Below are 21,667 nucleotides of genomic sequence, written 5' to 3'. Positions count from 1 at the left end.
CTCATTGAGGATTCCGCTCGCGTCCATGTCGCACACTGCTCCCAAGCTCAACGCCTTCCCCGTGTTCATGCGGGTCGAGGGCGAAGCCGTGGCCATCGTCGGCGGCGGCGAAGAGGCGCTGGCCAAGGCGCGGCTGATCGGACAGTCGAGTGCGGTCCTGCGGATCATCGCGGAACACGCCGAGCCGGACCTGCTGGCCTTCATCGCCCAGACCGGCGCGAGCCATTTTGCCGCCGCTTACGACGCTTCGCGGCTCGAAGGCGCGGTCTTGGTGTTTGCCGCCAGCGGCGACGAGGAACTCGACCGCCGGGTGGCCGCGGATGCGCGCCGCCTAGGCATTCCGGTCAATGCCGTCGATCGGCCTGAGCTTTGCGATTTCTTCACCCCGGCGCTGGTCAACCGCGCGCCGGTCGCTATCGCCATCGGCACCGAAGGTGCAGGCCCGGTGCTTGCCCAGATGTTGCGCGGCCGCATCGACCGCATGCTGTCGCCGTCGCTCGGGCCGCTGGCAATTCTTGCGGCTTCGTTTCGCGGGGCTGCCGAGAAGCTGCTGCCGAGAGGCAATGCCCGTCGCCGCTTCTGGAATGATTTCTTCTCTGGTGCTCCTGCGCGCGCGGCCGAAGCTGGCCACCTTTCGCAGGCGCATGACGCTGCCGTCGATCTTCTGCTGTCGAACACGCCCGCTTGCGGTCACATCGCGCTGGTTGGCGCCGGTCCGGGCGCCGAGGATCTTTTGACCTTGCGGGCCCATCGTCTGCTGATGGAAGCCGATGTCATCGTCCATGACGCGCTGGTGCCCGAGGCGGTCGTTGCCATGGGTCGCCGCGATGCCGAGCGCCTGCCGGTCGGAAAGCGCAAGGGCTGCCACACCAAGAGCCAGGCTGAGATCAATGCGCTGCTGGTCGAGCTTGGCCGTGAAGGCAAGCGTGTCGTGCGGCTGAAGTCAGGCGATCCGCTGGTTTTCGGCCGGGCCGGCGAGGAAATGGCGGCACTTCGCGATGCCGACATCGCCTATGAGGTGGTTCCGGGCGTCACCGCGGCCTTTGCCGCCGCCGCCGATTTCGAACTGCCGCTGACCTTGCGCGGTGTCTCCTCGTCGATGGTGTTCACCACCGGCCACGACCTCAAGGGCAATTCGCTGCCCGACTGGGCCAAGCTCGCCATTTCGGGCGCCACCGTCGCCGTCTATATGGGCCGCTCGGTGGCCGCCGAGGTTGCCGGACGGTTGATCGAGGCCGGTCTGTCGCCGGACACTGCGGTGGCCGTGGTCGAGAATGCCAGCCTCGCCAACCGGCGTCGCTTCCACGGCACGCTTGCCGACCTGCCGTCGCTGGAAGCGCGCGCCGATCTTTCCGGCCCGGTCATGACCATCATCGGCGATGCGGTCGCCGGCGCCAACTTTGAACGATCCGAGCCGCTGGCGGCACACAGGCATGAAGGCGCGTCCAGTTCGATCGCCGCAGGAGTTCAGCAATGAAGATACTGACCGCCAACCGCCTCACCGACGGCATTGCCGTCTGGTACGCCGATGGCGGCTGGGCCGAGACGGTGGACCATGCCGACCTCGCCCATGACAAGGCAGCCGAGGACAGGCTCGAGGCGATCGGCGCCAAGGCCTATGCCGCCAACGAAGTGGTCGACGTCAATTTGATCGACGCTGAAGTCGTCAACGGCGTCGTCCAACCGGTGCGGCTGCGCGAGAAGATCCGCGCCGCCGGCCCGACCATCCGCAACGATCTCGGCAAGCAGGCTGCGCGGGCAGCATAACCAAGACACCAGGCATGGGCGGACGCGCCCTGAAAGACCAAGCATGTACCGTTACGATGAGTTCGACCACGATTTTGTCCAGGCCCGCGTCGCCGAGTTCAGCGACCAGGTGCAGCGCCGCCTTGCCGGCGAGATCACCGAGGAGCAGTTCCGGCCATTGAGGCTGATGAACGGCGTCTATCTTCAACTGCATGCCTACATGCTGCGCATCGCGGTGCCGTACGGCACGCTGAACGGCAAGCAGTTGCGCATGCTTGGCCACGTCGCCCGCAAATACGACAAGGGCTACGGCCACTTCACCACACGCCAGAACATCCAGTTCAACTGGCCGGCGCTGTCGGACATTCCGGCGATCCTGGCGGATCTCGCGAGCGTCGAGATGCATGCCATCCAGACCAGCGGCAATTGCATCCGCAACGTCACTGCCGACCATTTCGCCGGCGCTGCCGCCGACGAGGTCGCCGATCCGCGCCCCTATGCGGAAATCCTGCGCCAGTGGTCGTCGGTGCATCCGGAATTCTCGTTCCTGCCGCGCAAGTTCAAGATCGCGGTGACGGGTGCCGAGCGCGACCGCGCCGCCATCCAGACGCATGACATCGGGCTGCACCTGAAGAAGAACGCCGCTGGCGAACTCGGTTTCGCGGTCTATATCGGCGGCGGTCAGGGCCGCACGCCAATGGTTGCCCGGAAAATCCGCGACTTCCTGCCGGAAGCCGACCTTCTGTCGTACTGCACGGCGATCCTGCGCGTTTACAACCTCTATGGCCGCCGCGACAACAAGTACAAGGCGCGCATCAAGATACTTGTCCATGAGACCGGCGTCGAGGAGATCACCCGTCAGGTAGAGGCCGAATGGCAGGAGTTGAAGGACGCCGAGCTGAAGCTGCCGGAAGCCGACATCCGCGCCATCGAGGCCTATTTCGCGCCACCGGTGCTCGCTGGGCGGCCGGAAGGCGACCAGGCGGTCAAGCTGGCGCGGCTCGATTCCAAGGGGTTCTCGGAGTGGCTCGACCGGAATGTCGTGACGCACCGCCATCCCGACTATGCGGCGGTGACGATCTCGCTGAAGGGCATCGGCGAGGTGCCCGGCGACGCCTCGGACAGCCAGATGGAAGCGATCGCCGACATCGCCGAGAAATATGGCTTTGATGAGCTGCGTGTCAGCCATGAGCAGAACCTGATCCTGCCGCATGTGGCCCGCGCCGACCTCAAGGCGGTCTATGATGCGCTGGTCGGCATCGGCCTGGCGACGGCCAATTCCAATTTGATATCGGACATCATCGCTTGCCCGGGCCTCGACTACTGTGCGCTGGCCACGGCGCGCTCGATCCCGATCGCGCAGGAAATCTCGCGCCGCTTCGCCTCGCTTGAGCGGCAGCGCGAGATCGGCGAACTGAAGCTGAAGATCTCCGGCTGCATCAACGCCTGCGGTCATCACCATGTCGGCCATATCGGCATCCTCGGGGTCGAGAAGAAGGGCTCCGAACTCTATCAGGTGACGCTGGGTGGCTCGGCCGACGAAAACACCTCGGTCGGCGAGATCATCGGCCGCGGCTTCTCTTCGGAAGAGATTACCGACGCCATCGAGCAGATCGTCGAGACCTATCTCGGCCTTCGGCTCGACCCACAAGAGAAATTCATCGACGCCTACCGCCGAGTCGGTCCCGCGCCGTTCAAGGAGGCGCTCTATGCTGGCGAAGCCAAGGCCGCTTGACCGTATCGGAGACGTCGATGACGGCATCGCCGCCAAGGCGGCGGGGCTCGACGCGCTCTATGGTCATCTGAAACCGCTCGAGATCATCGAACGCTCGGCCCGCGAGCTGTTCCTCGACGAGATCGCGGCGGTGTCGTCGTTCGGCGCGGATTCGGCCGTGCTGCTGCACATGATCGCCAAGATCGACCGGACGCTGCCGGTCATCTTCCTCGACACCGGCAAGCATTTCGAGGAGACGCTGGGCTATCGCGACGCGCTCGCCGCCGATTTCGGGCTGACCAACATAAGGGTGATCAAACCCGAGGAAGCGGCGCTCGAACGGATCGATCCGACGGGCAATCTGCATCAGAGCAACACCGACGCCTGCTGCGACGTGCGCAAGGTGGAGCCGCTGGCGCGCGGTGTCGCGCCATTTCGTGCCTGGCTCACCGGCCGCAAGCGTTTTCAGGCCGCGACGCGGGCAGCGCTGCCGGTGTTCGAGGCGGTCGGTCCGCGCATCCGTATCAATCCGCTGGCGCATTGGACGACATCGGACCAGGCCGACTATATGCGCGCGCACGCGCTGCGCGAAAATCCGCTGGTCGCTTATGGCTATTTGTCGATCGGCTGCTTCCCGTGCACGCAGCCGGTGCAGCCGGGCGAGGACGCGCGCAGCGGCCGCTGGGCCGGTCATGCCAAGACCGAGTGCGGCATTCACCTGTCGGGGCTGGAGAAGTCGCTGACCGACGCATCACTATAGGGTATGCTGATATTCAGCCGGCCTGCGAACGGCGACCTTCACCCGGAGGCCGCCGGCTTTGCGTGGGACGGACTTTCAGCGGACTTGGATCTTGGGGCTTTAGGAATCTTTATGACTGAACCGACGACACCGGAGACCCGGCTCTGGACCCCTGCGGGTTTTCACGAGGATGAGTGGGCCCATGCCGAAAGTGCGGATGCGCTGTCCGGCAACGGCCGCTTCATCGTGCCGTTGCAAGTCTTCCTCGATCTGGATCCGGAGGTGCGCCGCTCGGCCAAGGAACGGCTCGGCGTCCTGCTGCAGCCGGGTGATCAGATCGAGAAGATTGCCGACCTGCTCGACCAGCTGTCGCTGGTGGCATTGGCCTTCCCGGCCTTCAGCGACGGCCGCTCCTTCTCCAAGGGAGAACTGCTGCGCGGCCGCTACCATTTCGAAGGTGCCGTTCGCGCCACCGGCCAGGTGCTGATCGACCAACTGCCGCATATGCTGCGGCTGGGCTTCGACGAGTTCGAGATATCGAACCCCGTGCTGTTGAAGCGCCTGGAGGAGGGCCGCACCGGCGGATTGGGGCTCTACTACCAGCCAGCCGCCGTGCCGGAACCAAAAGGCCCGAAATATTCCTGGCGGCGCGTTCGCAGCAGCTGACGTTGCGGTAATTCCGCGCGTCTTTACATCAGTCGTGTTCAGGCCTTCTCTTGATCATCCGGATGGAAAATCCGTGGACGATCGGGGAGGGGTCTTCATGCGTTACGACTATGTCATAGCCGGCGGTGGGTCCGCCGGCTGTGCGCTTGCCGCGCGTCTTTCGGAAGATCCATCGAAAACGGTCTGCCTGATCGAAGCTGGCGGCGAGGGCCGGGATATGCTGATCCGCGCTCCGGCTGGCATTATCGGCATGCTTTCCGGCCGGCCCAGAATCAACAACTGGGCCTTCGAGACCGTGCCGCAGCAAGGTCTTGGCGGCCGCAAGGGCTACCAGCCGCGCGGCAAGGCGCTGGGCGGCTCCAGCGCCATCAATGCAATGCTCTATGTCAGGGGTCATCGCAGCGACTATGACGAATGGGCGAATCTGGGCTGCGAGGGCTGGTCGTGGGATGAGGTGCTGCCTTATTTCCGGCGCGCCGAGGGCAATGAGCGCGGCACTGATGCTTTGCATGGCGGGGACGGCCCGCTGAAAGTGTCGAACCAGCGCTCGCCGAGGCCGATCGCCAAGGCCTTCATAGAGGCTTGTGCCGAGAACCAGATTCGCGCCTCGGACGATTTCAACGGACCGGAACAAGAGGGCGCCGGCTATTTCCAGGTGACCCAGTTTGCCGGTGGTGCCCGCAATGGCGAGCGCTGTTCGACTGCCGCCGCCTATCTCCATCCGGTGATGCAGCGGACCAATCTGACCGTGATCACGCGGGCGCACGCCACAGGCATCGTCCTTGACGGCAAGCGCGCCACCGGCATCCGCTACCGGACACGCAAAGGCGAGGCAGTGGCGCAGGCCTCGCGCGAGGTGATCCTCTGCGGCGGTGCCTTCGGTTCGCCGCAGCTTCTGTTGCTGTCGGGTATCGGCCCGGCGGCCGAACTTGCCGTGCACGGCGTTCCCGTCGTCCACGAATTGCCGGGCGTCGGCAAGAACCTCCAGGACCACCTCGATTTCATCGTTGGCTGGAGATCGAAGGACACCGATATGCTTGGCATGAGCCCGCGCGGCGCGTTGGGTTTCCTCAGGCATATCGCGCAATGGCGGCGGGATGGAACCGGGCTGATCGCCTCGCCGGCGGCCGAGAGCGGCGCTTTCGTCAAATCCGACCCGGCGCTTCAGCGCCCTGACCTGCAGTTGCAATTCGTCATCGGCTTGGTCGAAAACCATGCGCGCACGCTGCACTACGGTTTCGGCTTCTCCTGTCATGTCTGCATATTGCGGCCGCACTCGCGTGGCGAGGTTGGGCTGGCCAGAGCCGATCCACTTGCCGCGCCACGCATCGATCCGCGCTTCCTCGGCGACCAGCGCGATGCGGAACTGCTGCTGAAAGGCGTGAGGATCACCCGGCAGGTGTTGGCTTCGCCGGCGCTGACGCGCTACCGGCACAAGGAAATGCACATCGCCGGCGAGCCGAGCGATGCCGATCTGATGACCCATATCCGTACCCGCGCCGACACGGTGTATCACCCGGTCGGCTCCTGTCGGATGGGGGTTGACGAGATGGCGGTGGTCGATCCGCAACTCAAGGTGCGCGGGCTTGACGCCTTGCGTGTCGTGGACGCCTCGGTGATGCCGACACTGATTGGTGGCAACACCAATGCCCCAACCATCATGATCGCCGAAAAGGCCGCCGACATGATCAAGGCTGCCTGATCGGAGCTCCAGGCCGCGGCGCCCAGGGAAAACGTTACGTGCTTTCCCTGGAAAACCGTTCAAACTTCTCGTGGAATTGCTTAAACCGCCGCCCGTGCCTCGCGGAACGACACCAGCTTGCGGCGGTTCTCGTCCCACAATGCCAGTTTGACGCAGCGCAGGCTTTGGAGCAGCGTGACACGACCGATGTCGCGCAGCTCGGGATAATCGCGCAGCACTTCCTGCAACCGGTAGCACGGCACCTTGGCGGAGAGGTGATGGACGTGGTGGACACCGATGTTTCCGGTGAACCAGTTCAGCACCGGCGGGAGATCGTAATAGGACGATCCGTGTAAGGCAGCGTGCTGGAATTCCCAGTCGGCATCCTTCGCCCATTCCGTTTCCTCGAACTGGTGCTGGACGTAGAACAGCCAGATGCCGGCCGAACCGGCGAGGATGACGATCGGCAGATGGACCACCAGGAACGCGCCGGGGCCGACGAACCAGATGAGGATGGCTGCTGCGACCGCGATGCCAAGATTGGTGGTCATCGACGACACCCAAGGGGTCAGGCCGCCGCGCATCATGCCGACGGGCAGCCTCTGCTCGAAGATGAACAGCCAGATCGGTCCGAGCCCGAACATCACCAGCGGGTGGCGATAGAGACGGTAGGCGAGGCGGCCTCGCCATGACATCTGCCGGTATTCCGCAACGGTCAGCGTCCGGATGTCGCCCATGCCGCGTTCGTCAAGATTGCCGGCGCTGGCGTGGTGCGTCGCGTGGGCGCGCCGCCAGCAATCGTAGGGCGTCAGCGTCAGGATGCCGAGCGCGCGGCCAATCCAGTCGTCCGCGTAGCGGTTGGCGAAGAAGGAGCCGTGGCCGCAATCGTGCTGGATCATGAAGATGCGCACCAGAAATCCGGCCGCGGGGAGGATGAGGATCAGTCCCCACCAATGGCCATAGGCATAGGCCGCCGAGGACAGTCCCCAGAGTATGGCGAATGGGATGAGGGTGATGGCGAGTTCGACGGCGCTGCGCCGCCTGTCAGGCTTCTTGTAGCGGGCGAGAATTTTCAGCCAGGCGCGCTTGCTGTTGGCGACCGCCTCAGGGGAAATCATGTTCATCAGGAAGCATAGGCGCGGTGCCTCGCCGCCGCAAGGCAACATCACGCAAAATTACTGTGCGTAATTGTCGCGTGGCTCGGCGGTCGAGCCAGCCGACCGCCGGTTTTCCGTTGACGTCGATCGCTATTCGCGATCGAGGATGGGACAGCCGCGCTCGGTGCCAAAAGTCACGCGCACGCGGTCGCCACCCTGTCTGCCGCGGACCGTGATCTCCCGGCGGCCGACGGACTCTATCCTTGCGCGGCGAATGCCCATTCGGTCCGCCTTGTCGAGAGCCCGGTCTTCCGTGCAGCCTCGTTGACGGCGGTCGCGCCGATCGTCGCGACGGGGGCCTTCGCAATCGTCGTAGGCGGGGTCGCAATCTTCCATGAGCTTCAGCCGCGGGCCATGTTTGCCCAATTGCAGCTGCAGATTGTCTGCTTGTGCCGGAAAGGCCGCCAAGGTGATGGCGCCGAGGCCGACAAACGCCATCAGCGATGAGGTGATCGAAACCTTGCGCATTACGTCCTCCATTTGAACCACAACACATCTATCCTTAGATGGTTCGGCTCTCCCCGGCTATTGCCGATAGGAGGTTTGCTGCCAGGATCGATTGTTGCGTCACCGCCGGCGCCAGCCGATATCGCCGCGCTCCGCCCCATCGAGGCGGTCGAGCAGTTCTCTGAGCCGGTCGGGAATGTCGGCCTCGGTGCGGAAGGCCGGCAAGGTGCGCAGAAAGCGGGTCATCGCCTCGCCACCCAACTGGCGCCTGACCTCGATGGCCAGACCTTCTGCCTTTTCGCCCATGTTGCGGGTCATCATCTCAAAATCCTGTGTCGGCTTCGAAACTCCTCCAGCAAGCGAATGGTTCCCCCATCCTGCCTGTGTGGCAAGCAAAGCCGGCGGTTAAGGTAAAATTTGAATTAAAATCGAAATGTCTTGGCCGTCATTGTCCGGCCTTGGCTGGCGGCCTCTCTAATCGCTTACCCCTTGATTTTTGACCGCCAAACATCGATATCGGGCACAAAATCCACATCATTCGAGATTGACGGGAAACGGCGATGAGCGACCAGGCAAAAGACGAACGCGCGCCCGATGAAGTCGAGGCGACCGAGCCCCCAGCCGAGCGCACGGAAGGCAGCACCGACGGTGACTATGAAGCCCTTGTGCGGCTGCTGAAGGAAAATGAAGAGCTGAAGGACCGCGCGCTGCGCGTGGCGGCCGAGATGGAAAACCTGCGTCGCCGCACGGCGCGCGATGTCCACGATGCGCGCACCTACGCGGTCGCGAACTTCGCCCGCGACATGCTCTCGGTGTCGGACAATCTGCGCCGCGCGCTGGATGCGATTCCCGCCGAGGCCAAGGCATCGGGTGACGCTGGCTTCAAGGCGCTGATCGAAGGCGTCGACCTCACCGAGCGCGCCATGCTGTCGGCGCTGGAACGGCACGGGGTCAAGAAGCTCGCGCCTGAAGGCGAGAAGTTCGATCCCAATTTCCATCAGGCGATGTTCGAAGTGCCCAATCCGGATGTTCCGGCCAACACCGTGGTCCAGGTCGTGCAGCCGGGCTATTCGATCGGCGACCGCGTGCTGCGCCCGGCCATGGTCGGCGTCGCCAAGGGCGGTCCGAAGTTCGCCGCCGCCGAAGCATCGGTCGAGCCGGGGCCTGTCAATGAACAGGCTGAGAAGGATGCATAGTTAAGGGTAGGGGAGTAGGGAAGCGTACCAACGGTGCGGCTTTGTGATAAACATACTCCCCTATTCCCTTACTCCCCTGGTCTGCATGAATGCCATCGTGCTTCTCGACTATGCCGGTGTCGCCGTCTTCGCGGCGACCGGGGCGCTTGCGGCTTCGCGCAAGCAGCTCGACATCATCGGCTTTCTGTTCCTGGCCAGCGTCACCGGGATAGGCGGCGGCACGCTTCGCGACGTCATTCTCAACCTGCCGGTTTTCTGGGTCGCCAACTCCGGCTATGTGCTGGTCTGCGCCGCGGTTGCGGTGCTGGTCTTCTTCAGCGCGCATCGTGTCGAATCGCGCTGGAAATGGCTGCTCTGGCTCGACGCCATCGGGCTCGCCGCCTTTTCGGTAATGGGCGCGGCCAAGGGGCTTGCGATTACCGGCTCGCCGGTCGTCTCCGTCATCACCGGCGTGCTCACCGCCACTTTTGGCGGCATTCTGCGCGATCTCCTTGCCGGCGAGCCATCGGTGCTGCTCAGGCCCGAAATCTACGTCACGGCGGCCCTTGCAGGTGCCGGGCTTTACACACTTGGCGATCTTGCCGGACTGCCGCCGCTCGCCTCGAACCTTGCCGGCTTTGCGGCCGCGTTCCTCGTGCGTGGCGGTGCGCTCAAATTCGGCTGGTCGTTTCCGTCCTACAAGAGCCGACCCGGCCGGCGGCCGGAGGATATTCCGTGAAAAGGAAGCGAGTAGCGAATAGGGAGTAGCGAATAGGGGCTGAACGAGATAGCTCTCGCTACTTTCTATTCGCTATTCGCTATTCGCTATGCTGCGAAGCGCTGGGCTTCGCCGCCATAATAGTTGACGTAGCGTGCGCCGATCTCCTTGACCGGCATCACGACGAACACATCGACCGTCGAGAATTCGCGATCGATGACGCAGCCGTCGCCGATGCGGGCACCGACGCGCAGATAGCCCTTGACCAAAGGCGGCATCGCCGCGATCGCCGCCTTGGCATTGACGGCCTCGATCGGCATCAGGTCCATCGAGCAATAGCGCCCGGACACCGCGCGCACGTCCCAGGCCGAATTGGTGCGGCAGTGGTGGGCGAGGTAGGTGAGCGCCTCGGCATGCGCCGCCGGCACGGTGCCGTGAAAGGACGCGCAGCCGGTCATCACACCGATTTCGTAATGGTTGATGTAAGCCCAGATGCCTTGCCACAGCGCCTCGATGGTGCGCTTCGAGCGGTATTCCGGTAAAACGCAGGAGCGGCCGAGCTCGAGGAAACGCTGGCCGGGGTGACGGGCGATGAGCTTGGTCAGCTCGAATTCCCCTTCGGAATAGAAACCACCGGCCGTGGCCGCGATTTCTTGCCGCAGCAGCCGATATGTGCCGACGATGCGGCGATGTTCGGGGCCGGAAAGCGTGGTGTCCAAAACCAGCAGATGGTCGCAGAGCGGATCGAAGCGGTCGGCGTCACGGCGGTCATGGGCCTGGAACAGGTCCTTCCTGGCGCCAAGTTCGTCGTAGAACACCCGGTAGCGCACTTCCTGCGCGGCCGCGATCTCGGCCTCGTTGCGAGCGAGCCGCACTTCAAGATTGCCTATACGGCCCAGCGCCGCGCCCTTTATGACGGAATCGACGTTACGTCCGGCAAGCAAGGCGCTGCTGGCGTTCGGCCGAGTGTCACATTCCGGCATAACTGTATGCACGAGTGATTCTCCTTCGAGCCATCCCTCTTGGCACGGGGATACGGTGTAGGTGCAACAGGATTGTGACAGTACCGTGATACGACGCCGTGGGCAATACTTCGTCGGCTGGCGAATACGATCAACCGGCTACGTTTAAGTGATCGCGCGGCGCGGAATGGGCGGTGGAAAGCTCAGGCCGCGACGACCTGGCCCTCGACCGCATTGACCAGCGCCTCGGGGTCGAGCGGCTTGGTGACAAAGCCACTGGCGCCATGGGCCAACACCGCATGGCGGGTCTTTTCCTGGCTGTCGGCCGACAGCACCATGATCGGCACCGGCCGCACGGCACTTTCTTCCTCATGGCGGCGGATGGCGGCGATCGCGTCCAGCCCGTCCATGACCGGCATGTGCAGATCCATCAAGACCACGTCGAAGCGGTCCTTGTGCGCGGCGCCGGTGACAGCCTCGACGGCGGCCTTGCCGTTGCCAACCACCTTGACGCGATGCCCGGCCTTCAGCAGCGTGGCGCGGGCCAGCATGGCGTTGATGTCATTGTCCTCGGCGATCAGCACCGACAGGCCGCGCTGGCGGTTGCCGACGGCGCGCAGCGACGGCGCGCCGCGCTTTTCGGGCTGCGGCGGGCCGAGGCTCGGAGCATGGCTGCTCAACAGAACACGCAAAAGTGTTCCGCCGCGCACCGGCCTGGCCAGGAAGGTTGCGTAGCCGCTGGCACGGAACTCGCCAAGCATGCCGCGATCGGTCGGCGCGATCAGCGTGATCGCCTCACAGTCGGAGAAGCCGCTCTGGCGCAGGCGCTTGAGCAGCCTTCCGTCGCCTTCTTCCATCGCTGCATCGACCAGGATCGCATCGCAGCCAGCGGCGAAAGGCGCGGCCTGTGCGGCAGTGGTGGCAATGTCGACCGCGCCGCCATTGGCGCGGATGGTGCGGGCGATGGCGTCGGCCTCGACAGCGTTCTTCGACAGGATCACCGCGCGTCTGCCCGAGAGAGCATTCTGGTGGCCCTGCGGCGCTTCGGTGGCCGCTGTCGCAGGGATTTCGAAGACGAACTCGGATCCCTGACCGAGCCGGCTGGATACCGAGATCGTGCCGCCCATGGCGGCCACCAGGCGCCTGGAGATGGCAAGGCCGAGGCCGGCCCCGCCATGCGTGCGTGTCGACGTGCCGTCGGCCTGCTCGAACTCCTCGAAAATGCGCTCCAGGTCGGCATCACGCAGGCCCGGACCGGTATCGGCTATGGTGAAGCATATGCGGTCGCTGGTTTCGGTGCGTGCGCGTGCAATGCTCACCAGCACGCCGCCGCTGTCGGTGAACTTGATGGCGTTGCCGATGAGGTTGAGAAGCACCTGCCTGACCTTGCCCGGGTCGGCGGTGATCAATTGCGGCACGTCGGGTTCGACATGGCAACCCAGCCCGATATCCTTGGCGAAGGCGCGCGCGGCCAGCAATTCGATGATGTTGTCGGCGATCTCGCGCACCGACATCGGCTGCGGCTCTGGGTCGAAGCGTCCGGCTTCGATCTTGGAATAGTCGAGAAGATCCTCGATCAGGGCAAGCAATGCGCTGGCTGAGGTCGAGACGGCGCCGACATAGGTTTGCTGCTCCGGCGAGAGGCTGGTGTCGGCGAGCAACCTGGCCATCCCCATGATGCCGTTCATCGGGGTGCGGATTTCATGGCTGACGGTGGCGAGGAAGCGCGATTTGGCCTGGCTGGCATATTCGGCCCGTTCGCGCGCGGTGATCAGCGAGGATTCGGCGCGTTTGCGGGCGGTGATGTCGCGGGCGATGGCGCGGTGCGAAACCGCGCCGCTGTCCTTGTCGCGCACCGACAGTTCGATCCACGAGAACCAGCGCTGCCCGCTCGGCGTGCTGATGGAGACATCGGTGGAACTCAGGCACTCGTGGTCGGAAAAGGCGGCATCGGGAACCATGCCGACCTCGATGCCGAGTTCCGCCAAGGTCTTGCCGGCAAGATCGCGCTGGTCGATCTCGACGAGATCGGCGAAGACCTTGTTAGCATAGACGATGTAGCCGTCGCGGTCGCGGTGGATGACGAGATCGCCAAGCGCGTCGATCAGGCCGCGAAAGCGTTCATCGCTCTCCTGCATCTCCCACATGCGGTCGGCCAGCGTCTCGATCTCGGCGCGGCTGCGGGCAGTGGTTTCGTCAAGAAGGGCGGAGGTGCGATGTTCGCTCCGCCTGGCGCGCAGATGCAAGGCAAGACCGGCAAGACCGGTTGCCAGCAATGCAACGCTGATGAAGATTGGTGCCCCGGTCAGATGCGCCGGCCCGGCCACCACCACGATGGCGACGAACGTCAGAAAGGGCAGGCTTTCGCGCCTGGAGAATTCCGGCTCGGGCACCAGCGGCGGCGCGGCGACGAAGCGCCGCGTCGACGCCGGCGGGAGCACCGCATCGACGTCGTCGCCAGTGTCCGCCTGTTGGCTGCCGGATTCCGCGATCATGCGAAATCCTTGCCAGACAGAGATTATGGAAAATTGCGGCGGATCGTTCGAATTTTAGCGGATGAGCGCTTTTTGCCGAGGCGCGGCGGATTTGCCACCAGACCTGGCGATTCCATCTACCCTTCCGGGGTTGGGCTCAGTCACATATCCACGACGACGCGGCCGCGGATTTTGCCGTCGACGATGTCGCGTGCGGCATCGACGATGCCGTCGAACCCGATGGTGCTGGACAGGCTGGCGAGCTTCTGCAGATCGAGGTCGGTGCCGATGCGGCGCCATGCCTCGAGGCGGACTGCTTTCGGCGCCATCACTGAATCGATGCCGAGCAATGAGACGCCGCGCAGGATGAAGGGCGCGACGCTGGTCGGCAGGTCCATGCCGCCGGCCAGGCCGCAGGCGGCGACCGCGCCGCCATAGGAGGTCATCGAGAGCACATTGGCCAGCGTGTGGCTGCCGACAGCGTCGATGCCGCCCGCCCAACGTTCCTTGGCCAGCGGCTTGGCCGGCCGGGCAAGCTCCTCGCGCGATATCACTTCGGCGGCGCCAAGGTCGATCAGATAGGGGCTTTCGGCATTGCGGCCGGTGGAAGCAATGACATGGTAGCCAAGGCTGGACAGGATCGAGACCGCGACCGAGCCGACGCCGCCGGCCGCCCCCGTCACCACCACCGGGCCGCGATCGGGCATGATGCCGTGCCGCTCCAGGGCCATGACGCAGAGCATGGCGGTATAGCCTGCGGTGCCGACTGCCATCGCGTCATGCGGGCTGATGCCTTGCGGCAGCGGCACCAGCCAGTCGCCCTTGACGCGGGCACGGCCTGCATAGGCGCCGAAATGGGTTTCGCCGACGCCCCAGCCGTTCAGAATGACCTTGTCTCCGGTGCGCCAGTCGGGATTGGAGGACGAGATGACGGTGCCGGCGAAATCGATGCCCGGCACCAGCGGCCAGCGGCGGATCACCGGCGCCTTGCCTGTGATCGCCAAACCATCCTTGTAGTTCACCGTCGTTGCCTCGACCGCGACGGTGACATCGCCTTCCATCAGGTCGGCGTCGGTGAGATCGGTCACGCTGACCGACTGCTTTTTCTCGGCGTCACGCGAAACGAGGATGGCTTTGAAGGTTTCGGACATCTCTTTCTCCGCGATCTTGACGACATAACTGTGCGGCGATGGCCGCACGGGGTCAATCCTTGGAAGGCCTGGCTTTGGGCTCGCGCCGCCAGCCGAACAGCTCGTCGAAGACGACCAGTGCCGCGCCCACCGAAATGAAGGCGTCGGCAAGGTTGAAGACGGCGAAGGACCAGACCGGCGTGTGGAACAGGATGTAGTCGATGACGTGGCCGTAGACGGCGCGGTCGATCAGATTGCCGAGCGCGCCGCCGACGATCAGTGCAAAGCCGGTGCGGGCAAGGATCTGGGACGGCGCGATCCGCGTCGCCAGGAACAGCACGAAGGCAACGACGCCAAGCGAAATGACGATCAGCCCGGTGTCGCCGAAGGACGAGAACATCGAGAAGGCGATGCCGGTATTGTAGGTGCGAAACAGCGCCAGGAAGGGCAGCAGATCAACCTTCTCCTGAAAAGGCAGATCGGCCTCGACCAGGTATTTTATCCACTGGTCGAGCGCGATGGCCGCGACGACGAGCAGTGCGTAGGGAGACCATGATCTCACGGGCAGGCAACCTTCATTGCTGGTCCAGGATTGGCTCGAGCTTCAGCGCGCCGCGCCGGATCTCGAACAGCATGATGCCGGTGGCAACGGCCAGATTGAGCGAATCGGCACGGCCCGCTTGCGGAATCCTGAGCAGCCTGTCGCAACTCGCAGCCAGGCTTTCGGGCAGTCCCTGCTGCTCGTTGCCCATCATCAGCAGCACGGGCCCGCGGGAAAAATCGACCGAGCGGTAGTCGACGGCGCCTTTCAGGTGGGTTCCGGCGACGAGGCCTGAGAAGCCGCCTCGCCAGGCAAGGAAAGCCTCGGTTGTCGCCTTGGCCACCGGCACGGCAAAGATCGAACCCATGGTGGCGCGCACCGTCTCCACCGAAAAAGGATCGGTGGTATCGCCGACCAGGATGACGCCCTTGGCGCCGACGGCATCGACGGTGCGGATGACGGTGCCGAGATTGCCGGGATCGCGCACCCGGTCGAGCGCCACCCAGACGTCGCCATTGTCGGCGCGCACATCCTTCAAGGCGAGGAATTTTTGCGAAAAGACGCCGACCACCATTTGCGGATTGTCGCGACGGGTGATGGCGACGAGCACTTTTTCCGACACTTCGAGCACCATGCCGCCGGCGGCAACCGTGCGTGCCGCGACCTTCTCCACCGCCGCGTTGCCGCGCCCGGCCTTGGAGAAAACCAATGTCCTGATTTGCCAGCCGAGATCGAGCGCATCGATGACCAGCTTCAGTCCCTCGGCCATGAAGGCGTTCTGCTGGTCGCGGAATTTCTTCTGCGCGAGCGCCTTGATGTCCTTGACCAGCGGATTGGCGAGGCTGGTGACCTCCTTCACCTGGCCAGGTGCGCCTGCATGCCGCTCGTTCATTCAGCCACCCAACGCGAAAACAATGAGGTCGAGAGCGCCCGGCCGGCGGACTTTTCGCGGATGATCAGCTCACCCGATTCAATCTTGCCGCCCATGCCGGCAAAGGTATCGCGCATCAAGGCGTGGATGGCGAAGAAGGAGGCGCGGATCGAATAGGCGGTCAGCACCACGGCAAGCGGCTTCGGCGTCAGGATCGCCCGGCAAAGGTCGGTCAAATCAGGCAGGTCCTCGAACAATTGCCAGACCTCGCCCTTGGGGCCGCGACCGTAGGCCGGCGGGTCGAACAGGATGATGTCGTAGCGGCTGCCGCGGCGCTCCTCGCGCTCGGCGAATTTGACCGCATCGTCGACGATCCAGCGGATCGGCTTGCTGCCGAGGCCTGCCATCTCCTGGTTTTCGCGGGCCCAGCCGATCGCTTTCTTCGAGGCATCGACATGGGTGACCTCGGCGCCGGCGCGAGCCGCCACCAATGAGGCGAGACCGGTATAGCCGAACAGGTTCAGCACCTTGACCGGCCGCTTCGCCGCCGCGATCAGTCCGGCCATGTGGTCCCAATGGGAGGCCTGCTCGGGAAAGACGCCGACATGACGAAACGAGGTGAAACGGCCGAGATAGTCGATGCCGTCATGCTTCATCGGCCAAGTCTCGCCGAGCGGCAGCTTGGGGAAACGCCAGCGGCCGATGCCCTCCTCGTCGGTGTCGCCGGTGAAGACGGCGTCGGCGCGCTCCCATTCCTTTGCCGGCAAGGCCTTTTGCCAGATCGCCTGGCCCTCGGGCCGCACGATACGGTAGGGGCCATATTGTTCGAGCTTTTGGCCGGTGCCGCTGTCGAGCAGCGCATAATCGGCATTGGGCGCCACTTCCAGGATCACGGGAAGATGTTCGGCGGGCAGGGCGCCTTCGCGGCGGGCCAGGATGCGCGGCGCCGAGTTCGGTTCGGAACGACTTTCCGTCTTCGCCTCATGGCGCTCGCGCGGTGGCGCTTCCGGTCTGGCAGGAGGCTGGCCGGGACGCGGACGTGACACGTCCGCCGCACCCTTCGCGGATGGATGTGGACGGTTGTCGCGGCGTTTGTCGCGAAAAGACTTCAAGCGGGGGCAACTCCGAACGGCGTGGCCGCTTTTGACATAGGGCAACCCGCTTCGCAACCAAGTCCGACAGGTCGGCCTCTCCGGTTCAAGTTGGCCGTGGTGGACCAATGTCAAGGAAACGGGCAAATCTACCGGATGTCCCGCTCCGAACGCCTACTCGACCTCATACAGTGCTTGCGCCGGCATCGCCGGCCGGTGAGCGGGCACATGCTTGCCGACGAGATGGGCGTTTCGATCCGCACGCTCTACCGCGATATCGCGACGCTGCAGGGCCAGGGTGCGCCGATCGAGGGTGAGGCAGGGCTGGGCTATGTGCTCAAGCCCGGCTTCATGCTGCCGCCGCTGATGTTCAGCGACGAGGAGATCGAAGCCATCGTGCTCGGCTCGCGCTGGGTCGCCAAGCAGCCGGACCAGCGCCTCTCGGCCGCCGCCGCCAACGCGTTGGCCAAGATCGCTGCCGTGCTGCCGGACGATCTGCGCGAGGATCTCGACGCGAGCACACTGCTGGTCGGCCCTTCCGCCGCAGTCATCGAAAGCATCGATCTTGGTCTGGTGCGACAGGCCATCCGCAACGAGCGCAAGCTCGGCTTTCTCTACCGCGACGGCGGCGGCGCCGCGTCCGAGCGTGTCGTCTGGCCATTTGCGCTGGGCTTCTTCGACAAGGTGCGGGTGGTGGTGGCGTGGTGCGAGATGCGGCACGATTTCCGGCATTTTCGCACCGATCGCATCGCGGAACTCCAAGCAATGGACACGCGCTATCCGCGTCGTCGCCAGGCGCTGCTCAAGGAGTGGCGGACGACGCTCGACAAGCCGCGTGGCTCGTGACGACTGCTGCCATAATCTGACAGTAGCCCATCTTATGTTCGCCAAGTCGAAACACCGAACCTTGGAGAACAGATATGGCCACCCCGAATTTCGTCATCCTCTATGTCGACCAGCCGCTTGAGAGCGGTGCCTTCTACAGCGCGCTGCTCGGCCGTCAGCCGGTCGAAAGTTCGCCGACCTTCGTGCTGTTCGTGCTCGATGCCGGCTTCAAGCTCGGCCTGTGGTCGCGCCATACAGTGGAGCCGGCAGCCGCCGCGTCAGGCGGTGGCGCCGAAATCGTGTTTGCGCTGGATACGCCCGATGCGGTCGATGCCGCCCATGCCGACTGGTCCGGGCGCGGGCTGAATATCCTGCAGACGCCGACCGACATGGATTTCGGCCGTACTTTTGTCGCGCTCGATCCCGACAATCATCGCCTGCGCGTCTATTGGCTGTCCGACGGCGCACAGGCCGATGGTGACCAGAAATGAGCGCGTATTGGATCGCGGTGGCATCGGCCGAACATGTCCGGCGGGGTCGCGCAGCCGGCTTCATGCAGGTCAATCACGGCAAGGCGGCACCGCTGCGTCGCGTCAAGGCAGGCGATGGCATCGTCTACTATTCGCCGACCACTGTTTTGGGCGAGAAAGATGGCCTGCAGGCCTTCACGGCGATCGGCACGGTGCGGGAAGGCGAGCCCTATCAGGGCGACATGGGCGCTGGCTTCACGCCGTTCCGCCGAGATGTTGCGTGGGCCAAGGCCGAGGAAGCGCGGATCAAGCCGCTGCTCGACAGGCTGCACTTCACCGTGGCCAAGTCGAACTGGGGTTATCAGCTTCGCTTTGGCCTTTTCGAAATCGGGGATCACGATTTTCGTGTCATCGCCGAGGCGATGGGCGCCAAAATGGCGGTGCCGGCAAACTAGGCCGTGAGCGCCTTGTAGACGGCAATGCCGGCGGCAAGATCCTCGAGCGCCGCGCCGACCGACTTGAACAGCGTGATCTCACCGGCGCTCTCGCGACCCTTCTTCTGGCCGCGCGCCAATTCGTGCAGATCGGCGACGATGGCTTCCGGCTTCAGCACGCCGGAGGCCAGAGGCTGGACGATGTCGCCGGCTTCCTTGGTGGCGCCGGCGCGGGTGTCGACATAGACGCGGGCGAGCCTGATCGCGTCGTCGTCGCTCTCGCGCATCGTCGGCGTAAAGCCGCCGACCAGGTCGACATGGGTTCCCGGCCGCAGCAATGCGCCCTTGATCAAGGGCGTGGTCGTGATCGTTGCCGAGGCGACGATGTCGGCCTGCCCAAGCTCGGCATCGAGTTCGCTTGCGGCGCTGGCCGCAAAGCCTTCGGCGCGCAGATCGGCCGCGACTTTCTCGGCATTGGCCGGGGTGCGGTTCCAGATGCGGATGGTCTTGATCGGCCGCACGGCCGAGTGCGCCTTGGCGAGGAAGGGGGACAGCGCGCCGGCGCCGACCACAAGCAGCCGCGAGGCGTCGTCGCGGGCGAGATAAGAAGCCGCAAGCGCCGAAGCACAGGCGGTGCGCCACTGTGTCAGCCGCTGGCCGTCGATCAAGGCTTCAGGTTCGCCGGTAGCGCCATTGAGCAGGAGATAGAGCCCCATCACCGCCGGCTTGCCGATGGCATTGTTGTCGGGGGAGACAGTGACGATCTTGACGCCGACGTGACCGCCGGCCGACGTGCCGGCCGCGTTGAGATCGGTCCAGGCCGGCATCAAAAGCAGGGTGGAGGCCGCACCGTCGGGCCGCTCGATCGTATGGTGATGCCTGACCGGCTGCACCGCGCCGTCGCGAAACGCCGTGCGCAGCGTCTCGACCAGTCCGGGAAAGGTCAGCGCATGGTCGACCTCTGCGGCCGAAATGGTCAGCATGAAAAACTCCGTGGGGACAAAGCCGCCTGCGGGCGGTTCAAGCGGTCGGTTTCGGCAATGCCGACCCTTGGGCGGACCCGTGGGCCGGGCTTTGCGGTGCCGCCGGCGCACGGCTGACCGCCTGGCGCAGGTTCTCGGCTTCGACGCCGCGCTGGCGCGCCAGCTTGCGATAGCGACCTTGCTTGACCCAGGTCGCCAGGCTGCCGACGATCATGCCGATGGCAAGTGCCAGGAACAGGAAGATGAACAGCGGCAAAGTCAGGGTCAGCTTCGGATTGCCGGGGTTGAACGGATCCAGGGTGAAGGCGACCAGTTCACGGTTGGCAACGGCGAGTGCGATCAGGATGATCGCCAGGGGCACGAAGATCGCGATGAGGATGAAGCGATTGAACATGATGTTTTCCGTCGGAAGCTGGCCTGTCCGAAAGGCCGTCAGGCGCTGACGCCGCCTACTTGCCGCCGTTCAGCCTTTCACGCAGTTCCTTGCCGGTCTTGAAGAACGGCACCCATTTCTCCTCGACCTCGACGGATTCGCCTGTGCGCGGATTGCGGCCGGTGCGGGCGGGACGGTTCTTCACCGAAAAAGCGCCGAAGCCTCGCAACTCGACCCGGTTGCCTTCGGCAAGGGCGTCGGTGATTTCATCGAAGATCGCGCCGACGATGTTTTCGACGTCGCGCAGGAAAAGATGCGGATTGCGCGTGGCTATAATCTGCACAAGTTCGGACTTGATCATGAGACGGGTCCCCGTGAAAGCAGTGCGGTCAAAATTATGAGGATGATTTTATTTGCTTTTTTCACTTGCCCCAAACGGCATCTCAAGGGTGCCAGACGGAAACGAGACCGTCAAGAAACAAGCGGTCGGCTCCGAGTTCATGGATGACGTCGCCGCTGTAGGCGGGCAGGCCGAGCGCACTGCCGATCGTTTGCGCCATCGCTTTCGAGAACAGGAAGCCGCCGCGCCGTTCGGTATCCTTCCACTCGACGACCTTGAGCTTGGCATCGACGCCCTTGGTCGCCAGCCATTCGACCGCTACGGTCTCGCCGCCGACGGCGTCGATCAGTCCGTTGGCAACGCCCTGGCGGCCGGTGAATATCGAGCCGTCGGCAAGCACAAGCGCTTGTTCGCGGGTCATCTTGCGGCGTTCGGCGACGATGTCGACGAACCAGTTGTAACTGTCGAGGATGAGTTTGCGAACCATGGCGCGCTCGTCGTCATTGGTCGGCTTGAAGGGAGAGGGCGCGGCTTTCAGCGGCGAGGATTTCACTTCCTCCAGCTTGACGCCGAGTTTGTCCATCAGGCCGCTGACGTCGGGATACTGGATCAGCACGCCGATCGAGCCGACGATCGAGGTCTTGCGGGCAACGATGTGATCGGCGGCACTGGCGATCATATAGCCCGCCGATGCGGCGAGCGTGCCGACTTCCGCCACCACCGGCTTGTCGGCGGCCAGCTTGCGCACTTCTTCATAGATCGATTCACCGCCAACGGTGGTGCCGCCAGGCGAATCGATCGACAGGATCACGCCTTTCACCTTCGATGAAAGACGAATGGTTTCCAGCCGCTTGATCAGTTCCTCGTCCTCGGTGATCGTGCCTTCGATCTTGACCTTGGCAATATGGTCGACCGTCGAGCCGCCTAAATCGTCGCCATAGAACCAGGTTGAAAGCGCAATCACCCCAAGGGCTACGATGCCTATGGCGACGAGGCGCCAGAATGTCAGCTTGCGCCGCAAACGGCGGCGGTCGATCAGGTCGTCGGCTCTCAGTGCCATGGTCAGCCTTTCAGTCGGCGGGAGGAGACGCTTTTAGACCATGATCCTCCCATCTGGAAGCAGTTCTCTC

General features: G+C 64.2%; 24 protein-coding genes. 11 read left to right on the top strand and 13 right to left on the bottom strand.

The window, feature by feature from the left end; translation table 11 throughout:
• Positions 1–25: 25 nt before the first annotated feature.
• The 6 genes from cysG to MESCI2_RS0117600 all read left to right on the top strand — a co-directional run bounded on the left by cysG (position 26) and on the right by MESCI2_RS0117600 (position 6,567).
• Complete coding sequence (cysG, locus tag MESCI2_RS0117625; RefSeq protein ID WP_027037732.1) at positions 26–1,477, top strand: siroheme synthase CysG; 1,452 nt, start codon at positions 26–28, stop codon at positions 1,475–1,477.
• Entirely contained in the window at positions 1,474–1,767 is a 294-nt protein-coding gene (locus tag MESCI2_RS0117620) for a DUF2849 domain-containing protein (protein WP_027037731.1), read from the top strand. Before cysG ends, MESCI2_RS0117620 begins: the two co-directional genes overlap by 4 nt.
• Before the next feature lie 43 nt (positions 1,768–1,810).
• The gene (locus MESCI2_RS0117615; RefSeq protein ID WP_027037730.1) at positions 1,811–3,481 is read left to right on the top strand and encodes a nitrite/sulfite reductase; all 1,671 of its coding nucleotides are present in this window, start codon (positions 1,811–1,813) and stop codon (positions 3,479–3,481) included.
• Entirely contained in the window at positions 3,456–4,220 is a 765-nt protein-coding gene (locus tag MESCI2_RS0117610; RefSeq protein WP_023812518.1) for a phosphoadenylyl-sulfate reductase, read from the top strand. The genes MESCI2_RS0117615 and MESCI2_RS0117610 overlap by 26 nt, the downstream gene beginning before the upstream one ends.
• Before the next feature lie 111 nt (positions 4,221–4,331).
• Entirely contained in the window at positions 4,332–4,865 is a 534-nt protein-coding gene (locus MESCI2_RS0117605; RefSeq protein ID WP_027037729.1) for a DUF934 domain-containing protein, read from the top strand.
• A gap of 97 nt (positions 4,866–4,962) precedes the next feature.
• On the top strand, positions 4,963–6,567 hold the full coding sequence (locus tag MESCI2_RS0117600) for a GMC family oxidoreductase (protein ID WP_027037728.1): 1,605 nt from the start codon (positions 4,963–4,965) through the stop codon (positions 6,565–6,567).
• Positions 6,568–6,647: 80 nt separating this feature from the next.
• Here MESCI2_RS0117600 and MESCI2_RS0117595 read toward each other — a convergent pair whose 3' ends face one another.
• The 3 genes from MESCI2_RS0117595 to MESCI2_RS0117585 form a co-directional block, all read right to left on the bottom strand.
• Positions 6,648–7,670 (bottom strand): fatty acid desaturase, encoded by a 1,023-nt coding sequence (locus MESCI2_RS0117595; RefSeq protein ID WP_027037727.1) that lies wholly within the window; start codon positions 7,668–7,670, stop codon positions 6,648–6,650.
• 123 nt (positions 7,671–7,793) lie between these two features.
• Positions 7,794–8,171 carry a hypothetical protein gene (locus tag MESCI2_RS0117590; protein WP_027037726.1) on the bottom strand — a complete coding sequence of 126 codons (378 nt, stop codon included), beginning with the start codon at positions 8,169–8,171 and terminating at the stop codon, positions 7,794–7,796.
• A 99-nt stretch (positions 8,172–8,270) separates the two neighbouring features.
• Positions 8,271–8,471, bottom strand: coding sequence for a hypothetical protein (locus tag MESCI2_RS0117585; RefSeq protein WP_027037725.1), 201 nt, complete (start codon positions 8,469–8,471; stop codon positions 8,271–8,273).
• Between the two features lie 239 nt (positions 8,472–8,710).
• Here MESCI2_RS0117585 and grpE point away from each other — a divergent pair, with 239 nt between their 5' ends.
• Both grpE and MESCI2_RS0117575 read left to right on the top strand, forming a co-directional pair.
• Positions 8,711–9,346, top strand: coding sequence for a nucleotide exchange factor GrpE (gene grpE / locus MESCI2_RS0117580; RefSeq protein ID WP_027037724.1), 636 nt, complete (start codon positions 8,711–8,713; stop codon positions 9,344–9,346).
• Between the two features lie 85 nt (positions 9,347–9,431).
• A complete protein-coding gene (locus tag MESCI2_RS0117575; protein ID WP_027037723.1) occupies positions 9,432–10,064 on the top strand; it encodes a trimeric intracellular cation channel family protein in 633 nt (210 codons plus the stop codon).
• An 86-nt stretch (positions 10,065–10,150) separates the two neighbouring features.
• Here MESCI2_RS0117575 and MESCI2_RS0117570 read toward each other — a convergent pair whose 3' ends face one another.
• From MESCI2_RS0117570 to MESCI2_RS0117545, 6 genes are all read right to left on the bottom strand, one after another.
• A complete protein-coding gene (locus MESCI2_RS0117570; protein ID WP_023812526.1) occupies positions 10,151–11,026 on the bottom strand; it encodes a GNAT family N-acetyltransferase in 876 nt (291 codons plus the stop codon).
• Between the two features lie 182 nt (positions 11,027–11,208).
• Positions 11,209–13,500 (bottom strand): hybrid sensor histidine kinase/response regulator, encoded by a 2,292-nt coding sequence (locus tag MESCI2_RS0117565; RefSeq protein WP_027037722.1) that lies wholly within the window; start codon positions 13,498–13,500, stop codon positions 11,209–11,211.
• A 140-nt stretch (positions 13,501–13,640) separates the two neighbouring features.
• On the bottom strand, positions 13,641–14,630 hold the full coding sequence (locus tag MESCI2_RS0117560; protein WP_027037721.1) for an MDR family oxidoreductase: 990 nt from the start codon (positions 14,628–14,630) through the stop codon (positions 13,641–13,643).
• A 52-nt stretch (positions 14,631–14,682) separates the two neighbouring features.
• Entirely contained in the window at positions 14,683–15,171 is a 489-nt protein-coding gene (gene lspA, locus MESCI2_RS0117555; RefSeq protein ID WP_027037720.1) for a signal peptidase II, read from the bottom strand.
• A 13-nt stretch (positions 15,172–15,184) separates the two neighbouring features.
• Positions 15,185–16,042, bottom strand: a complete 858-nt coding sequence (locus MESCI2_RS0117550) for a TrmH family RNA methyltransferase (RefSeq protein ID WP_027037719.1) — start codon at positions 16,040–16,042, stop codon at positions 15,185–15,187.
• Positions 16,039–17,133 carry a class I SAM-dependent rRNA methyltransferase gene (locus MESCI2_RS0117545; protein WP_027037718.1) on the bottom strand — a complete coding sequence of 365 codons (1,095 nt, stop codon included), beginning with the start codon at positions 17,131–17,133 and terminating at the stop codon, positions 16,039–16,041. The genes MESCI2_RS0117550 and MESCI2_RS0117545 overlap by 4 nt, the downstream gene beginning before the upstream one ends.
• Positions 17,134–17,268: 135 nt before the next feature.
• On the opposite strand from MESCI2_RS0117545, the gene MESCI2_RS0117540 reads away from it, so the two are divergent.
• The 3 genes from MESCI2_RS0117540 to MESCI2_RS0117530 all read left to right on the top strand — a co-directional run bounded on the left by MESCI2_RS0117540 (position 17,269) and on the right by MESCI2_RS0117530 (position 18,862).
• On the top strand, positions 17,269–17,958 hold the full coding sequence (locus MESCI2_RS0117540; protein WP_027037717.1) for a helix-turn-helix transcriptional regulator: 690 nt from the start codon (positions 17,269–17,271) through the stop codon (positions 17,956–17,958).
• 74 nt (positions 17,959–18,032) lie between these two features.
• Positions 18,033–18,428, top strand: coding sequence for a VOC family protein (locus MESCI2_RS0117535; protein ID WP_027037716.1), 396 nt, complete (start codon positions 18,033–18,035; stop codon positions 18,426–18,428).
• A complete protein-coding gene (locus MESCI2_RS0117530; protein WP_027037715.1) occupies positions 18,425–18,862 on the top strand; it encodes an EVE domain-containing protein in 438 nt (145 codons plus the stop codon). Before MESCI2_RS0117535 ends, MESCI2_RS0117530 begins: the two co-directional genes overlap by 4 nt.
• Here the strand turns inward: MESCI2_RS0117530 and MESCI2_RS0117525 are convergent.
• From MESCI2_RS0117525 to sppA, 4 genes are all read right to left on the bottom strand, one after another.
• On the bottom strand, positions 18,859–19,824 hold the full coding sequence (locus tag MESCI2_RS0117525) for an ornithine cyclodeaminase family protein (protein WP_027037714.1): 966 nt from the start codon (positions 19,822–19,824) through the stop codon (positions 18,859–18,861). The genes MESCI2_RS0117530 and MESCI2_RS0117525 overlap by 4 nt on opposite strands.
• A 37-nt stretch (positions 19,825–19,861) precedes the next feature.
• Positions 19,862–20,218 (bottom strand): LapA family protein, encoded by a 357-nt coding sequence (locus MESCI2_RS0117520; RefSeq protein ID WP_027037713.1) that lies wholly within the window; start codon positions 20,216–20,218, stop codon positions 19,862–19,864.
• A gap of 55 nt (positions 20,219–20,273) precedes the next feature.
• The gene (locus tag MESCI2_RS0117515) at positions 20,274–20,558 is read right to left on the bottom strand and encodes an integration host factor subunit beta (RefSeq protein WP_006200394.1); all 285 of its coding nucleotides are present in this window, start codon (positions 20,556–20,558) and stop codon (positions 20,274–20,276) included.
• An 82-nt stretch (positions 20,559–20,640) separates the two neighbouring features.
• Entirely contained in the window at positions 20,641–21,597 is a 957-nt protein-coding gene (gene sppA, locus MESCI2_RS0117510) for a signal peptide peptidase SppA (RefSeq protein WP_027037712.1), read from the bottom strand.
• Between the last annotated feature and the right edge of the window lie 70 nt (positions 21,598–21,667).

Source organism: Mesorhizobium ciceri WSM4083, assembly GCF_000519305.1.
GTDB lineage: Bacteria > Pseudomonadota > Alphaproteobacteria > Rhizobiales > Rhizobiaceae > Mesorhizobium > Mesorhizobium ciceri_B.
The sequence above is the reverse complement of the archived record's forward strand: the minus strand, read 5'-3'. Positions and strand labels throughout refer to the sequence as shown.

Coding starts and splice junctions, on each gene's coding strand:
- grpE (WP_027037724.1), top strand. CDS start 8,711: ATGAGCGACCAGGCAAAAGACGAACGCGCGCCCGATGAAGTCGAGGCG.
- MESCI2_RS0117620 (WP_027037731.1), top strand. CDS start 1,474: ATGAAGATACTGACCGCCAACCGCCTCACCGACGGCATTGCCGTCTGG.
- MESCI2_RS0117560 (WP_027037721.1), bottom strand. CDS start 14,630: ATGTCCGAAACCTTCAAAGCCATCCTCGTTTCGCGTGACGCCGAGAAA.
- MESCI2_RS0117565 (WP_027037722.1), bottom strand. CDS start 13,500: ATGATCGCGGAATCCGGCAGCCAACAGGCGGACACTGGCGACGACGTC.
- MESCI2_RS0117550 (WP_027037719.1), bottom strand. CDS start 16,042: ATGAACGAGCGGCATGCAGGCGCACCTGGCCAGGTGAAGGAGGTCACC.
- MESCI2_RS0117530 (WP_027037715.1), top strand. CDS start 18,425: ATGAGCGCGTATTGGATCGCGGTGGCATCGGCCGAACATGTCCGGCGG.
- MESCI2_RS0117585 (WP_027037725.1), bottom strand. CDS start 8,471: ATGATGACCCGCAACATGGGCGAAAAGGCAGAAGGTCTGGCCATCGAG.
- MESCI2_RS0117590 (WP_027037726.1), bottom strand. CDS start 8,171: ATGCGCAAGGTTTCGATCACCTCATCGCTGATGGCGTTTGTCGGCCTC.
- MESCI2_RS0117540 (WP_027037717.1), top strand. CDS start 17,269: ATGTCCCGCTCCGAACGCCTACTCGACCTCATACAGTGCTTGCGCCGG.
- MESCI2_RS0117535 (WP_027037716.1), top strand. CDS start 18,033: ATGGCCACCCCGAATTTCGTCATCCTCTATGTCGACCAGCCGCTTGAG.
- sppA (WP_027037712.1), bottom strand. CDS start 21,597: ATGGCACTGAGAGCCGACGACCTGATCGACCGCCGCCGTTTGCGGCGC.
- MESCI2_RS0117615 (WP_027037730.1), top strand. CDS start 1,811: ATGTACCGTTACGATGAGTTCGACCACGATTTTGTCCAGGCCCGCGTC.
- MESCI2_RS0117605 (WP_027037729.1), top strand. CDS start 4,332: ATGACTGAACCGACGACACCGGAGACCCGGCTCTGGACCCCTGCGGGT.
- MESCI2_RS0117520 (WP_027037713.1), bottom strand. CDS start 20,218: ATGTTCAATCGCTTCATCCTCATCGCGATCTTCGTGCCCCTGGCGATC.
- MESCI2_RS0117525 (WP_027037714.1), bottom strand. CDS start 19,824: ATGCTGACCATTTCGGCCGCAGAGGTCGACCATGCGCTGACCTTTCCC.
- MESCI2_RS0117515 (WP_006200394.1), bottom strand. CDS start 20,558: ATGATCAAGTCCGAACTTGTGCAGATTATAGCCACGCGCAATCCGCAT.
- cysG (WP_027037732.1), top strand. CDS start 26: ATGTCGCACACTGCTCCCAAGCTCAACGCCTTCCCCGTGTTCATGCGG.
- MESCI2_RS0117595 (WP_027037727.1), bottom strand. CDS start 7,670: ATGAACATGATTTCCCCTGAGGCGGTCGCCAACAGCAAGCGCGCCTGG.
- MESCI2_RS0117610 (WP_023812518.1), top strand. CDS start 3,456: ATGCTGGCGAAGCCAAGGCCGCTTGACCGTATCGGAGACGTCGATGAC.
- MESCI2_RS0117575 (WP_027037723.1), top strand. CDS start 9,432: ATGAATGCCATCGTGCTTCTCGACTATGCCGGTGTCGCCGTCTTCGCG.
- MESCI2_RS0117600 (WP_027037728.1), top strand. CDS start 4,963: ATGCGTTACGACTATGTCATAGCCGGCGGTGGGTCCGCCGGCTGTGCG.
- MESCI2_RS0117570 (WP_023812526.1), bottom strand. CDS start 11,026: ATGCCGGAATGTGACACTCGGCCGAACGCCAGCAGCGCCTTGCTTGCC.